The sequence below is a fragment of the uncultured Shimia sp. genome, assembly GCF_913054185.1.
Taxonomy (GTDB): domain Bacteria; phylum Pseudomonadota; class Alphaproteobacteria; order Rhodobacterales; family Rhodobacteraceae; genus Shimia.
In genome coordinates this window covers 15,224-27,688 of sequence record NZ_CAJXIV010000025.1, presented here as the reverse complement: position 1 = coordinate 27,688, position 12,465 = coordinate 15,224, and the positions used below count along the sequence as shown (strand labels likewise).

Here is a 12,465-nt window from a genome sequence, read left to right as displayed (position 1 = left end):
GTTTGCTCCCGGCTTTTTCTGTTTTGCGGATCAGTCGCGGGCGCGCAGGATTTGTGCGGGGCGATTGGCCAAGGAAGGCAGCGCAAAGACCATTCCGGCCAACAGATTGGCCAGGATGCCAGCGGAAAGGATCAACAGAGCATTGGGCCAGATTACATAAAAATCGCTCTCCATGACAAAGGTCATCACAGCCCAGCCACCGGTGAGGCCGACGGCAAGCGCGACCGTACCAGCCGCCGCCCCAAGGAGAGCGGCGCGCCAGGCAAAGCTCCGCAGCACTTGCGCACGGGTGGCGCCGAGGGTTTTGAGGATCGCCGCCTCATAGGTGCGGGCGGCTTGGCCCGCTGCCGCAGCGCCAAAGATCACCAAGAGGCCGGTGAGCAGGATGGTCGACGCGCCATAGGTGGTGGCGTTGGCGAGCTGTGCGACGAGGCTGGAGACCTGTTCAGCGGCGTCACGCACGTGGATGGCTGTCACGTTGGGGTATTGCTCAGAGACGTCTTTGAGCAGGGTCGCCTCGCTGTCAGCTTCCGCATAGACCGTGGCGATGAAGCTGTGCGGGGCCCCGGAAAGCGCCGCCTCGTTCAAGACAATCACAAAACCCATTCCGGCGGAGGAGAAATCCACCTCGCGGAAGCTGGTGACGGAGCCGGTGATGTCGCGGCCCAGAATGTTGATGGTCAGGCTGTCGCCCAGCTTCAGGCCCATTTCCAGGGCTTCCTCTTCAGCAAAGCTGATCTGAGGATCGCCGGTGTGGTCCGGATCCCACCAAGTGCCTGCGGTGAGCTTGGTGTCTTCTGGCATTTGGCCTACGTAGGTCACACCGCGGTCGCCGCGAATGACCCAATGATCCCCCGCGACTTCTTTGGCGGGTTGATCATTGATGCGGGTGACCACGCCGCGCAGCATGGGGGCGGTTTCCACATTGTGAATGGTTGGGGTGGCGTCCCAATCCGATTGCAAGGCTGGCATTTGGTCGCGTTGGATGTCGACAAAGAAAAACGATGGCGCAACGTCGGGCAGATCGCGGGCAATGGCGTTGCGCAGGTTGCCGTCAACTTGGCCAACAGTGGCGAGCACGCTAAGGCCTAGGCCAAGAGATAACACTACGGGCGTGGTCGCGTCGCCAGCCCGGCCGAGGGATTGCACGGCCCAGCGGAGTTCGGGGCGGCTGCGCAGGCGGGTGGCAAGACGGCGCAGGAGGGCGCGTAGGCCGGTGGCGGCGAAAGTGAGCGCGACCATGGCTATGACCACACCAGCTGCAAACCAGAGTGTGAGGCGGGCGGAGCCGGAGAGCCAGCTGGCGAGGCCGAGGAGCAATGCTATCAGCAGACCGACGGCAAAGATGTAGCGCGCGGCGGGTAGATTTCGGCTTTCGCCAAGTTGATCGCGAAAGAGTGCGCTTGGGCGGACGTTTTCGACGCGCGCCAGCGGCCATAGGGTGAAGATGGCGGCGGCGAGTGCGCCATAGAGCGCGGCTTCGATCAGTGGGATCGGGTAGAGGCTAAAATTCGCGGGGAAAGGCAGCACGGATTCTATCAGTGGGCCAAGTAAAATGGGCAGGAGTGCGCCGAGGGCGAGGCCAAGAGATATACCGACAAGAGAGACAAAACCGATTTGTAGGAAGTAGCTGAGGAATATGGTGCTGCGATCTGCGCCAAGACTGCGCAGTGTGGCGATGGTTTCAGTCTTGCGCGAAAGGTAGGCGCGAATGGCGGTGGAGATGCCCACGCCACCCACGGCAAGGCCTGCGAGGCCGACAAGGATCAGGAAGGCGCCGAAGCGTTCGACAAAACGGGTGATACCCGGCGCGCCGTTGCGGCTGTCGCGCCAGCGCAGGCCGGTGCTTTCAAATTTGGCACGGGCGTCAGCTTCAAGCGCGGCCAGATCGGGGGATGGTGGCAGGTCGAGACGGTAGTGGCTTGTGAACAACGTACCGGCAGAAAGAAGACCGCTGCCTGCAAGATCAACGGTGCGTACAAAAGCGCGGGGGGCAAAGTTGAAGCCGCCAGCGGTGTCGGGTTCGCGATCCAGTCGGGCAGTGAGGATGAATTCTTGGGTGCCAAGCTGGAAGGTGTCGCCGACTTCAAGAGAGAGACGGTCTGCGAGCAACCCGTGTAGCACGGCGCCAGGAAGGGTGTCTGATCCGGCTAGGGCGTCTGTCCAAGAAATGTGAGGTGTAATCTCAACAGCACCAACAAGCGGGTAGGCGTCATCGACGGCTTTGACCTGGGCCAATGCGCGTTCGGTGCCGTCCTCGCGGGGAACCACCACCATGGAGCGGAAATCGATTATTTCGGACGTGGCGTCGGTATTTTTGTCCATCCATGCCAGTTCTGCGTCGGTGGCGCGGCGGTAGGTGAAACTCATTTCGGCGTCACCGCCCAGAAGCGTGGCACCCTCGGAAGTAAGGCCGGTTTGGATGGCGCTGCGCACGGAACCGATGGCAGCGATGGTGGCCACGCCGAGGATCAGACAGGCAAGGAAAACGGTGAAGCCGCGCAACCCGCCTCGGATTTCACGGCGAGCAATGCGCGTTGCGGCGGAGAGGCTCATGCAGAGGCCTCGACCGACGCAAGAGGTGTTTCAATGCGACCGTCACGAAGGCGGACAACCCGTTCACAGCGTTTTGCAAGCGCATTGGAGTGAGTGACCAGCACCAGCGTGGTGTCGCGTTTGGCGTGTAGGTCAAACAGCAGGTCCATGATGGTCTCGCCGGTGGATTGGTCGAGGTTGCCGGTGGGCTCATCCGCCAGCAGCAGGCGCGGGGAGGGGGCACAGGCCCGCGCAAGCGCAACCCGTTGCTGTTCGCCGCCGGACATTTGGCTGGGATAGTGATCGGCCCGATGGCCAAGGCCAACAGCCTCAAGCTCGGCTTTGGCGCGTTCCAGTGCATCCTTACGGCCAGAAAGCTCCAAAGGTGTGGCGACATTTTCCAGCGCGGTCATGGTGGGGATTAGGTGGAAGTTCTGAAACACCACCCCCATGTTTTCGCGGCGGAATCGGGCAAGGGCGTCTTCGTCCATGGCAGAGAGATCATGATCCAGCGCGGTGATGGTGCCGGAGGTTGCGCGCTCCAACCCGCCCATCAACATCAGCAACGAGGATTTGCCTGAACCAGATGGACCAACAAGCGCCAAAGCCTCCCCCGCCTGCACGTCCAAAGAGATTCCGTGCAAGATTTCTATGCGTCCGGCATTGCTATCCAGCGCCAAAGTCGCATCTTGAAGGGAGAGAATGGATGACATGAAAGAGGCCGCCTGTTGATGAATGTTTCCACCCTATATGGGGCGTCTAAGCGCGCGGGCAAGGCGCTGACCTTCGGCATTTTAGTTGTTCCGGTAACGGTTTGCTCGGCTTTTGCGGAGCCGGTGGTGATTGCGGCCTTGGGGGATAGCCTCACACATGGCTATGGCTTGCCGCAAGGTGATGGCTTTGTACCGCAGCTGGAAAGCTGGCTTAAGGCGCAAGGGTTGGACGTGATTGTGCAGAATGCGGGGGTGTCTGGAGACACCACGCAGGGCGGCTTGTCACGGGTTGGTTGGACCCTGGGGCCGGACGTGGATGCGATGATTGTCTCGTTGGGGGGCAACGACGCTTTGCGTGGGATTGATCCAGCGGTGAGCAAAGCCAACTTGGCTGGGATCATCGAAGCTGGGCAGGCGGCGGAAGTGGATGTGCTGTTGATCGGGGTGGAAGCGCCGATGAATTTTGGCGCGGACTACAAACAAGTCTTTGATGGGATGTATGGCGAACTGGCTGCTGAGTTTAATGTGGAGCTGGCGCCGGATTTCTTTGAGGCCATTCGGGATTTGCCCGCGGATCAGTTACGCGGGCTGATGCAGGCGGATGGTATCCATCCCAATGTGCAGGGTGTGGCGCAAATTGTACCGGCGCTAGGTCCATATGTGCAGGGCTTGGCGGAGAGCGCCGCAAAGGAGTGAGTTATGCCGGGGCGGCTTTTTCTTGAGACCTCAATGACGGAGATCGGCCAGTGGGTTGGTCGTGAGGTTGTCGGTGTTTCTGATGAGCCGTCACGCCGGAATATAGCGCCGGGACAGGAGATTGTGTGCCTGACTGCGGATGGCTTCAAGCATATGCGCTGGGGTATCATTCCGGTTGGCCGCGTGAATGCGCGGGGGCGGCCGGTGATGGAAACCATTGTCAATGCGAGGTCCGAGACAGTGTTCGACAAGTCCGCGTTTGATGGCGTTGGGCGGGCCTTGGTGATTGTTGACGGCTGGTACGAGTGGACCGGTGAGAAGCGCAAGAAAACGGCGTGGCGCATCAAGGGCAGTGAGCCACTGGTGTTTGCGGCAATCACGGATGTGTGGATCGCACCCGGAGGGCGGGAGGTGCATCAGGTAGCGACAGTGACCTGTGAGCCCAATGGCGACGTGAAGCCGATCCATCATCGGATGGGGGTTCTGCTTGAGAAAGACGCGATTGATTTGTGGCTCACAGGCACGACGGAAGAGGTCACGCCGTTGATGGTACCTTGGCCAGAGGGATGTCTGACCATCGAAGAAGCTACGGATGTGGATTGGGATGCGCCTTAGGCCGCGAGGTCTACCCAGACAGGCACGTGGTCAGATGGCTTAGAGCGTCCGCGCTCTTCTTTGTCGATCTGGCAATCTTGCAGCAGGTCCGAGCATTGTGGGCTGAGCAAGAAATGGTCGATGCGGATGCCGTTGTTGCGGTTCCATGCGCCGGCTTGGTAGTCCCAGAAAGAATACATGCCAGGCATTTGATTGCGGGCACGGAAGGCTTCGGTGAATCCAAGGTTCAGCAAACGGCGGTAGGCGGCGCGGCTTTCGGGACGGGCGAGTGCGTCTTCTTGCCAGTCTTCCGGTTTGGCGGCGTCTTCGTCTTGCGGGATGATGTTGAAGTCACCGGCCATGAGGAAGGGTTCTTCAGTGGCCATAAGCTCCTGGGCGCGGGTATATAGCCGCTCCATCCAGGCCAATTTGTAGTCGTATTTTGGGCCAGGTGTTGGATTGCCGTTGGGCAGGTAGAGGCCGCAGACCCGTACCGGGGTGTCGCCCATCACGGTGGCTTCGATGTAGCGGGCCTGTTCGTCGGTCTCATCTCCGGGCAGACCGCGGGTTACATCCTCAAGCGGGAGCTTGGAGAGGATCGCGACGCCGTTGAAGCTTTTCATGCCGTGGGTTTCGACCTGGTAGCCGCGTTCTTCAAAGATTTCGCGCGGGAAAGCTTCGTCGACGGATTTGATTTCTTGCAGCAGCGCCACATCGGGCTGCGCCTCATCCAGCCAGCGGGGCAGGGTTTCTATGCGCGCCTTGATGCCATTGATGTTGAATGTGGCGATTTTCATGGGACGCGCTCCTATTCGCTGGACAGGGCTATCTATCCAGCCAATGGAGGGAACAGCAAGAGGCGAAAATCGCTGACCCTACATCGAAAAGCTGGTGCCGCAGCCGCAAGAGCTTGTGGCATTGGGATTGTTGATTACAAACCGGGCACCAATCAGCTCTTCTGTAAAATCGATCACCGCGTCTGTGAGGAACGGCAACGACACGCTGTCCACCAAGACTTTCTCACCGGCACCTTCGAGCACGAGGTCGTCGTCGGTTTGGGAGTCGAGTTTGATTTCGTACTGAAAGCCGGAACATCCGCCACCTTCGACCGCCACGCGCAGGGCCTGTCCCTGATCGGCGGCGCCGATCTCGGCGAGACGTTCGAAGGCTCTTTGGGTGACTTTGGGCGGCAACTGCATGATATTTTGTCCTATTCGCGCGAATTGCCCGGTTCCTAGCGGGCATAAACTCCAATATAGAAGGGCCAAGGACAGGCTACAAGGACCACGCTCATGCAGGCGCCCTATGCCTCAGATCCGGCACGCGCCAAGGGACGGCGTTTTCCGGAGGAGGAGAGCAGTTTCCGGTCGTGTTTTCAGCGAGACCGGGACCGTATCATTCATGCCAGCGCGTTTCGGCGGCTCAAGCACAAAACACAGGTGTTTGTGGAGCATGAAGGTGATTACTTTCGCACCCGTTTGACGCATTCGATTGAAGTGGCGCAGGTGGCGCGAACGATTGCGGGAGCGCTGGGGCTCAATCAGGAAATCACCGAAGCGATCGCTTTGGCGCATGATTTGGGGCACACGCCGTTTGGGCATACCGGAGAAGACGCGCTGCATGAATTGATGGCACCGTATGGTGGGTTTGATCACAACGCACAGGCGGTCCGGATTGTGACCTCTCTGGAACGGCATTACGCGGATTTTGATGGGCTGAACCTGACGTGGGAGACCTTGGAGGGCATTGCCAAGCATAACGGGCCAGTGACGGGTGATCTTCCTTATGCGTTGGCGGACTACAACGCGATCCATGATTTGGAGCTGCACACCCATGCCAGTGCGGAGGCACAAGTTGCGGCGTTGGCGGATGATGTGGCGTACAACAATCACGATTTACACGACGGTCTGCGCGCTGGCCTGTTTACCGAAGAAGAGATTTGTGAGCTGCCAATTGTGGGCGATGCTTTTGCCGCTGTAGATCAGAGATACCCGGGCTTGGAGGCTATCCGACGGCGTCATGAAGCTTTAAGACGCGTGTTTGGTGTGATGGTGGGGGACGTGATTGATACGTCTCGTGCGGCATTGGCCGAGGTAGACGCGCAGACAGTGGAAGAGTTGCGCGCCTGTGGTCGGCCTGTGGTGCAGTTTTCCACGGCGCTTTGGTCGGACCTCAAGGAAATCCGAAGCTTTCTGTTCACACGTATGTATCGCGCGCCAAGCGTGGTGAAGATGCGCAAAGAAGTAACCGTTGTGGTGCAGGAGCTGTTCCCGTTGTTTTTGTCTGAGCCAACGTTGTTGCCAGTGCGCTGGCATGCGGATTTGGCAAAATGTGATAATGAAACAGCAGTGGCGCGTATGGTGTCGGACTATATTTCCGGCATGACAGACCGCTATGCGCTGCAACAACATGAGCAGCTTCTGGGCAAGTGACGTTGACGTGACGGATTGGGGTGATAAACCACGCCAAATCCGAAAAGACCAAAGACACATTGATAGGACGGTCTGATGAACCTGTTTTCCGAGATCCGCGTTGCCGTGATCGACGCGCTGACTGCGATGCAAGCCGAAGGCAAGCTGCCTGAAGGACTGGACTTCAAAAACGTGGCGGTGGAGCCCCCACGCGATGCTCTGCATGGTGATATGGCCACCAACGCTGCGATGGTGCTGGCCAAGCCTGCCAAGATGAAACCACGCGACATCGCCGAAGTGCTGGCTGTCAGGCTGGCGGAAGACGCGCGTGTGGATGTGGCTGAGGTAGCTGGTCCCGGGTTCTTGAACCTGCGTTTGGCGCCGGTACTGTGGCAAGGTGTTGTGAAAGCTGCGCTGGATGGTGGCCAGGACTTTGGCCGCTCCACCATGGGTGGGAACAAGAAAGTGAATGTGGAGTATGTCTCCGCCAACCCAACCGGGCCGCTGCACGTTGGGCACACGCGTGGTGCGGTGTTTGGCGATGCGCTTGCGTCGCTGTTGGATTTTGTCGGCTTTGATGTGACCCGTGAGTACTACATCAACGATGGGGGCGGGCAGGTCGATGTGTTGGCGCGCTCTGTGTATCTGCGGTATCTGGAAGCGCACGGCCAAGAGGTTGCTTTCCCTGATGGCACCTATCCCGGTGACTACCTGATTGAGACCGGCAAGGCGCTGAAAGAAAAGGTCGGCACCGCGTATATCGATCAGCCAGAAGATGTCTGGCTCCAGGATGTCCGCCTCTTCGCCACTGATGCTATGATGGAACTGATCCGCGCGGATCTGAAGTCTCTGGGCGTGGTGATGGACAAGTTCTATTCCGAAAAATCGCTGTATGGCACAGGCCGTATCGAGGCTGCCATCGCGGAGCTGGACGCCAAGGGCTTGATCTATGAAGGTGTGTTGGAGCCACCAAAAGGCAAGAAGCCGGAAGATTGGGAACCACGTGAGCAAACCCTGTTCAAATCAACCGAACATGGGGATGATGTCGACCGCCCGGTGAAAAAATCTGACGGGGCGTGGACCTATTTTGCGCCAGACATCGCTTACCACTACGACAAGGTTGATCGCGGTTTTGATATGCTGATCGACGTCTTTGGCGCGGATCATGGCGGTTACGTCAAGCGTATGAAAGCAGCGGTATCCGCACTGTCAGATGGCAAGGTTCCCTTGGACATTAAGCTGACCCAGCTGGTGAAACTGTTCAAAAACGGCGAGCCGTTCAAGATGTCCAAGCGGGCAGGCACATTTGTGACCCTGCGGGATGTCGTGGATCAGGTGGGGCCGGATGTGACCCGTTTTGTGATGCTGACCCGCAAAAACGACGCGCCGTTGGATTTTGATTTTGATAAGGTGCTGGAGCAGTCCAAAGACAACCCTGTGTTCTACGTGCAGTATGCGCATGCGCGGGTGTGTTCGGTGATCCGTAACGCGGAGTCCGCGGGTATCACTGCGGATGACGCAACTTTGGCCGCGGCTGATTTGTCCAAGCTGGATCATGCGGCAGAGATCGCCGTGGCCAGGAAATTGGCCGAATGGCCACGTTTGGTGGAAATTGCGGGCCGCACCAACGAGCCGCACCGGATTGCGTTTTTTCTCTATGAACTCGCAGGGGAGCTGCATGCGCTGTACTACAAAGGCAACGAGGACACCTCGCTGCGCTTTGTGCAAGAGGGTGACGCAGATACATCACAGGCGAAAATTGCGCTCGCACGCGCCGTGGCCGTTGTTATTTCCGCAGGTCTTGGTATTCTGGGCGTAACTCCGGCACAAGAGATGCGCTAAAGCTGCACGTTCGTCGGGGTTGAGGACTAGGCAAGACGACCCCGGCGACACCGCACATCTGCGGTAACGCGTACGGGCAGTGAGGCAAAAATGGCAGAAATTCCGATGGGTGCGCATGGCGCGCCCAAAGGCGACTCTCCGAACGCGGCTCTTTTGGTGAACCGCGCAGGGATGTTTGTATCTCTTGCGCTGGTTGTCGGAACGGGCGTGTGGGGGTTCCAGATCCTTTCCCGCGATGTGAGCGGTGTGCCAGTTGTACGGGCCTTGGAAGGTCCAATGCGGATTCAACCGGAAGATCCGGGTGGACGTCAGGCGGGTCACCAGGGATTGATGGTCAATCAGGTGGCTGCAGATGGCAGCGCGGCTGGTCCAGCGGATCAGGTGATTGTAGCGCCGCCGCCCATTTCTCTGACAGATCGTGATCGGGTGCAGAATGCGCCTGCTGTGGTGCGGCCTGCCCAGGACCGGTCGGCAGTGCCAAGCCTTGTTGAGACAGAAAAATTGACCGAAGTGGTTGCCCGCGCGCGGGTTGCGCCAATTGTCGCTCCTGCGCCGTTGGATGTAAGTAAGCCGCTGTCGGTGGAAGAATTGGCAGATCGATTGGCCGCTGGTGCCGCGCCGCTCGAAACCATTGAGGTGGGTGAGGTGAAGCCGATTCAAGTGGCATTGAGTGAGCCGGAACCTTCAAGTGAAGATGTTGCAGAGGCGCCTAAGCCAGAGGTCACGGGTGGGTTGAAGCGCTCACTGCGTCCTGTGTTGCGTCCAGCGAAACTGTCTTCCGCGGCGCAAGGCACGCAGGTTGCGTCGATTGACGCCGCAGTGCAGGGCGCCCTGAAAGAAGTGGATGCGGAGACCATTCCCGCAGGCACACGTTTGGTGCAACTGGGTGCCTATGCCAGCCCAGAGATTGCACGGGCAGAATGGGACAAGTTGCAACAGCGGTTTGACACTTACCTTGGGGACAAGTCCCGGGTGATTGAGAAAGCCAGCAGCGGCGGGCGGGTGTTCTATCGCTTGCGGGCGATGGGCTTTGAAACCGTAAGTGACGCGCGCCGTCTTTGCTCTGCGCTGAAGGCTGAAAACGCAGATTGTATTCCGGTCACCACCCGATGAGCCGCTTTTGCGCCGCGATCTTTGGTTGTGACGGGCTGCGCCTGACAGATGAGGAAAAGACATTCTTTCGGGATGTGCAGCCGTTTGGCTTTATCCTGTTTGCGCGCAATATCGAGACTGCGGATCAAATCCGCGCGCTGTGTGATGAACTGCGCGCATGCGTGGATCATCATGCGCCGATCCTGATTGATCAGGAAGGTGGACGGGTGCAACGTCTTCGCGCGCCCCTAGCCTCTGAGTGGTTGCCGCCCTTGGAAGAAGTGCAAAAAGCTGGCCCAAATGCAGCGCGGGCGATGTATTTGCGCTATCGCATCATCGCACATGAGTTGATGGCGCTGGGTATTGATGCGGATTGTGCGCCGATGGTTGATGTGGCGCGGCCGGATACACATCCGTTTTTACGCAACCGGTGTTATGGTGAAAATCCAAAACAGATTATCGAAATTGGTCGCGCAGTGGCCAAGGGGCTGTGGGATGGTGGCGTTTATCCCGTGATCAAACATATGCCGGGGCATGGTCTGGCCGTGGTGGACAGCCACAAAGATTTGCCGCGTGTCTCTGTGCCAAAAGCGCAGTTGGAAGGTGATTTTGCACCGTTCAAAGCGCTCAATGATCTGCCGATGGGCATGACGGCGCATATCGTGTTTGAAGACATGGATGACGCGCCTGCAACGACCTCGCCTAAGATGATGCAGTTTATGCGCGATGAGATTGGCTTTGATGGGCTGATAATGACCGATGACATCGACATGCAGGCTTTGAGCGGCACTGTGGACCAACGTGCCGCCGCTGCAATTGCAGCCGGATGTGACGCGGTGCTGCATTGCAACGGAACCTTGGCGGAGCGTCAGGCTGTGGCAGCAGCGATTGGCGAGATGTCTGATTCCGGGCAGCGCCGGGCCGATGAGGTGTTAGCAGCGCGGCGACAGGCCGTGCCTGTTGACATTGAAGCGCTTGCCGAGGAACTTAAAGCGTTCTGAACAGGCGCTTGACGGGCAGGGGCATGGCCGAGACCGACCTTAACAAAACTCTACAGATGTCCTTTGCGGAGGATCAGGAGGAGATTTCCGTTGCCGATCGCATGGCTGCGGAAGCTCTAATTGTTGATGTGGATGGGTTTGAGGGGCCTCTCGATCTGTTGTTGACTTTGTCGCGTACGCAGAAAGTTGATTTGCGCAAGATTTCGGTTTTGGAACTTGCCAAGCAGTATCTGGACTTTGTCGAGCGGGCCAAACGGCTGCGGCTTGAGTTGGCCGCGGATTACCTGGTGATGGCCGCCTGGCTGGCGTTTTTGAAATCGCGCCTGTTGTTGCCGCCTGATCCAACCGAAGAAGGACCGTCGGGTGAAGAACTTGCGGCACACCTAGCCTTTCAATTGGAGCGTTTGCAGGCGATGCGGGATGCGGCCGCTAAGTTGATGGCGCGAGACCGGTTGGGACGTGATTTCTTTGCGAGAGGTGTGCCAGAAACCGTGGAACGCGTGCGGAAGGTGACCTTCACGGCAACGTTAATGGATTTGATGCAAGGATACGCGCGGCTGCGCACAAGAGACGAATTCCGTCCCTTTATTCTGGACCGCGAGTCGGTGTTCACCATGGAAGAGGCGTTGGAGCGGATGCGCGGTCTGATCGGCTATGCCGGTGCGTGGACCAATATTCTGAGTTATCTTCCCGTGGGCTGGGAGAACGATCCGAAAAAACGGCGTTCAGCCACTGCAGCCACATTTGCGGCCTCGCTGGAACTGGCCAAAGAGGGCAAGGTGTTTATCCGCCAAAGCGAAACCTTTGCGCCAATAGAAGTACGAAAGAGAGACGGCAGGGATGAGTGACAATATCAATATGTCGGAGCCGGACGTTGAGGCGGTGCGGGACGCACCACAACAGGAAGAAAGCTTGTTTGAAGCACCGCCCATCGCTGAGCAGGAGCGCATGTGTGAGGCCATCCTTTTTGCCAGTACAGAGCCGGTGAGCGTCAAAGAGATGAACAACCGTATGCCACATGGCTGTGACGCGGCGGAGGCCTTGGTGCATCTGCGCAAGCGGTATGAGGGACGCGGAGTAAGTGTTGTGAAAATCGGCGATGCCTGGGCGATGCGCACTGCGCCAGACCTTGGTTTCCTCATGCAAAAAGAGACCGTGGAAACACGCAAACTGTCTCGTGCAGCGGTCGAAACACTGGCCATCATCGCCTACCATCAGCCGGTGACACGGGCGGAGATTGAAGAAATTCGCGGTGTGAGCGTGAGCAGAGGCACGGTCGATCAATTGCTCGAGATGGAATGGATCCGATTTGGCCGGCGCAAAATGACGCCGGGGCGGCCGGTGACTTTTGTGGTGACACCGCAATTCTTGGATCACTTTGGCCTGTCCAGTCCGCGCGACTTGCCGGGGCTCAAGGAGCTGCGGGCGGCGGGGCTTTTGGAAAACCGTCCACCACCGGGCACGATTCCGTTAGGACTGAATTCCGATGAGGAGGAAGACGGGATGGTCATAGATGACGGGCAGCCGGAGCTGTTTGAGGAATAAGTTCCACCTCAAAAAAGCGTGACAGCCTTACTATAG

12 protein-coding genes are annotated in these 12,465 nt (G+C 58.4%); 8 read left to right on the top strand and 4 right to left on the bottom strand.

Going from position 1 to position 12,465, the window contains the following annotated elements; all coding sequences use genetic code 11:
* Nucleotides 1-30: 30 nt before the first annotated feature.
* Nucleotides 31-2,556, bottom strand: coding sequence for an FtsX-like permease family protein (locus QZ517_RS07600; protein ID WP_294224591.1), 2,526 nt, complete (start codon nucleotides 2,554-2,556; stop codon nucleotides 31-33).
* On the bottom strand, nucleotides 2,553-3,248 hold the full coding sequence (locus QZ517_RS07595) for an ABC transporter ATP-binding protein (protein WP_294224589.1): 696 nt from the start codon (nucleotides 3,246-3,248) through the stop codon (nucleotides 2,553-2,555). The genes QZ517_RS07600 and QZ517_RS07595 overlap by 4 nt, the downstream gene beginning before the upstream one ends.
* 18 nt (nucleotides 3,249-3,266) lie before the next feature.
* On the opposite strand from QZ517_RS07595, the gene QZ517_RS07590 reads away from it, so the two are divergent.
* Nucleotides 3,267-3,944, top strand: a complete 678-nt coding sequence (locus QZ517_RS07590) for an arylesterase (protein ID WP_294224587.1) — start codon at nucleotides 3,267-3,269, stop codon at nucleotides 3,942-3,944.
* Nucleotides 3,945-3,947: 3 nt separating this feature from the next.
* The gene (locus QZ517_RS07585) at nucleotides 3,948-4,559 is read left to right on the top strand and encodes an SOS response-associated peptidase (protein WP_294224582.1); all 612 of its coding nucleotides are present in this window, start codon (nucleotides 3,948-3,950) and stop codon (nucleotides 4,557-4,559) included.
* On the opposite strand, the gene xth is transcribed toward QZ517_RS07585, so the two are convergent.
* Both xth and QZ517_RS07575 read right to left on the bottom strand, forming a co-directional pair.
* A complete protein-coding gene (gene xth / locus QZ517_RS07580; RefSeq protein ID WP_294224579.1) occupies nucleotides 4,556-5,335 on the bottom strand; it encodes an exodeoxyribonuclease III in 780 nt (259 codons plus the stop codon). The two genes, QZ517_RS07585 and xth, sit on opposite strands and share 4 nt — an antisense overlap.
* A 78-nt stretch (nucleotides 5,336-5,413) precedes the next feature.
* On the bottom strand, nucleotides 5,414-5,737 hold the full coding sequence (locus QZ517_RS07575; protein ID WP_294224576.1) for an iron-sulfur cluster assembly accessory protein: 324 nt from the start codon (nucleotides 5,735-5,737) through the stop codon (nucleotides 5,414-5,416).
* 93 nt (nucleotides 5,738-5,830) lie between these two features.
* On the opposite strand from QZ517_RS07575, the gene QZ517_RS07570 reads away from it, so the two are divergent.
* The 6 genes from QZ517_RS07570 to scpB all read left to right on the top strand — a co-directional run bounded on the left by QZ517_RS07570 (nucleotide 5,831) and on the right by scpB (nucleotide 12,429).
* Nucleotides 5,831-6,970, top strand: a complete 1,140-nt coding sequence (locus tag QZ517_RS07570) for a deoxyguanosinetriphosphate triphosphohydrolase (RefSeq protein ID WP_294224572.1) — start codon at nucleotides 5,831-5,833, stop codon at nucleotides 6,968-6,970.
* 75 nt (nucleotides 6,971-7,045) lie between these two features.
* A complete protein-coding gene (gene argS / locus QZ517_RS07565; RefSeq protein WP_294224568.1) occupies nucleotides 7,046-8,791 on the top strand; it encodes an arginine--tRNA ligase in 1,746 nt (581 codons plus the stop codon).
* A 90-nt stretch (nucleotides 8,792-8,881) separates the two neighbouring features.
* Complete coding sequence (locus tag QZ517_RS07560) at nucleotides 8,882-9,904, top strand: SPOR domain-containing protein (protein WP_294224565.1); 1,023 nt, start codon at nucleotides 8,882-8,884, stop codon at nucleotides 9,902-9,904.
* Nucleotides 9,901-10,884, top strand: coding sequence for a beta-N-acetylhexosaminidase (gene nagZ / locus QZ517_RS07555; protein WP_294224560.1), 984 nt, complete (start codon nucleotides 9,901-9,903; stop codon nucleotides 10,882-10,884). Before QZ517_RS07560 ends, nagZ begins: the two co-directional genes overlap by 4 nt.
* A gap of 23 nt (nucleotides 10,885-10,907) precedes the next feature.
* The gene (locus tag QZ517_RS07550; protein WP_294224558.1) at nucleotides 10,908-11,732 is read left to right on the top strand and encodes a ScpA family protein; all 825 of its coding nucleotides are present in this window, start codon (nucleotides 10,908-10,910) and stop codon (nucleotides 11,730-11,732) included.
* A complete protein-coding gene (gene scpB / locus QZ517_RS07545; protein WP_294224555.1) occupies nucleotides 11,725-12,429 on the top strand; it encodes an SMC-Scp complex subunit ScpB in 705 nt (234 codons plus the stop codon). The genes QZ517_RS07550 and scpB overlap by 8 nt, the downstream gene beginning before the upstream one ends.
* Nucleotides 12,430-12,465: the final 36 nt, after the last annotated feature.

What these genes read in the sequence shown, in the direction of transcription:
- QZ517_RS07600 (WP_294224591.1), bottom strand. Translation starts at nt 2,556, where the DNA reads ATGAGCCTCTCCGCCGCAACGCGCATTGCTCGCCGTGAAATCCGAGGC.
- QZ517_RS07595 (WP_294224589.1), bottom strand. Translation starts at nt 3,248, where the DNA reads ATGTCATCCATTCTCTCCCTTCAAGATGCGACTTTGGCGCTGGATAGC.
- QZ517_RS07590 (WP_294224587.1), top strand. Translation starts at nt 3,267, where the DNA reads ATGAATGTTTCCACCCTATATGGGGCGTCTAAGCGCGCGGGCAAGGCG.
- QZ517_RS07585 (WP_294224582.1), top strand. Translation starts at nt 3,948, where the DNA reads ATGCCGGGGCGGCTTTTTCTTGAGACCTCAATGACGGAGATCGGCCAG.
- xth (WP_294224579.1), bottom strand. Translation starts at nt 5,335, where the DNA reads ATGAAAATCGCCACATTCAACATCAATGGCATCAAGGCGCGCATAGAA.
- QZ517_RS07575 (WP_294224576.1), bottom strand. Translation starts at nt 5,737, where the DNA reads ATGCAGTTGCCGCCCAAAGTCACCCAAAGAGCCTTCGAACGTCTCGCC.
- QZ517_RS07570 (WP_294224572.1), top strand. Translation starts at nt 5,831, where the DNA reads ATGCAGGCGCCCTATGCCTCAGATCCGGCACGCGCCAAGGGACGGCGT.
- argS (WP_294224568.1), top strand. Translation starts at nt 7,046, where the DNA reads ATGAACCTGTTTTCCGAGATCCGCGTTGCCGTGATCGACGCGCTGACT.
- QZ517_RS07560 (WP_294224565.1), top strand. Translation starts at nt 8,882, where the DNA reads ATGGCAGAAATTCCGATGGGTGCGCATGGCGCGCCCAAAGGCGACTCT.
- nagZ (WP_294224560.1), top strand. Translation starts at nt 9,901, where the DNA reads ATGAGCCGCTTTTGCGCCGCGATCTTTGGTTGTGACGGGCTGCGCCTG.
- QZ517_RS07550 (WP_294224558.1), top strand. Translation starts at nt 10,908, where the DNA reads ATGGCCGAGACCGACCTTAACAAAACTCTACAGATGTCCTTTGCGGAG.
- scpB (WP_294224555.1), top strand. Translation starts at nt 11,725, where the DNA reads ATGAGTGACAATATCAATATGTCGGAGCCGGACGTTGAGGCGGTGCGG.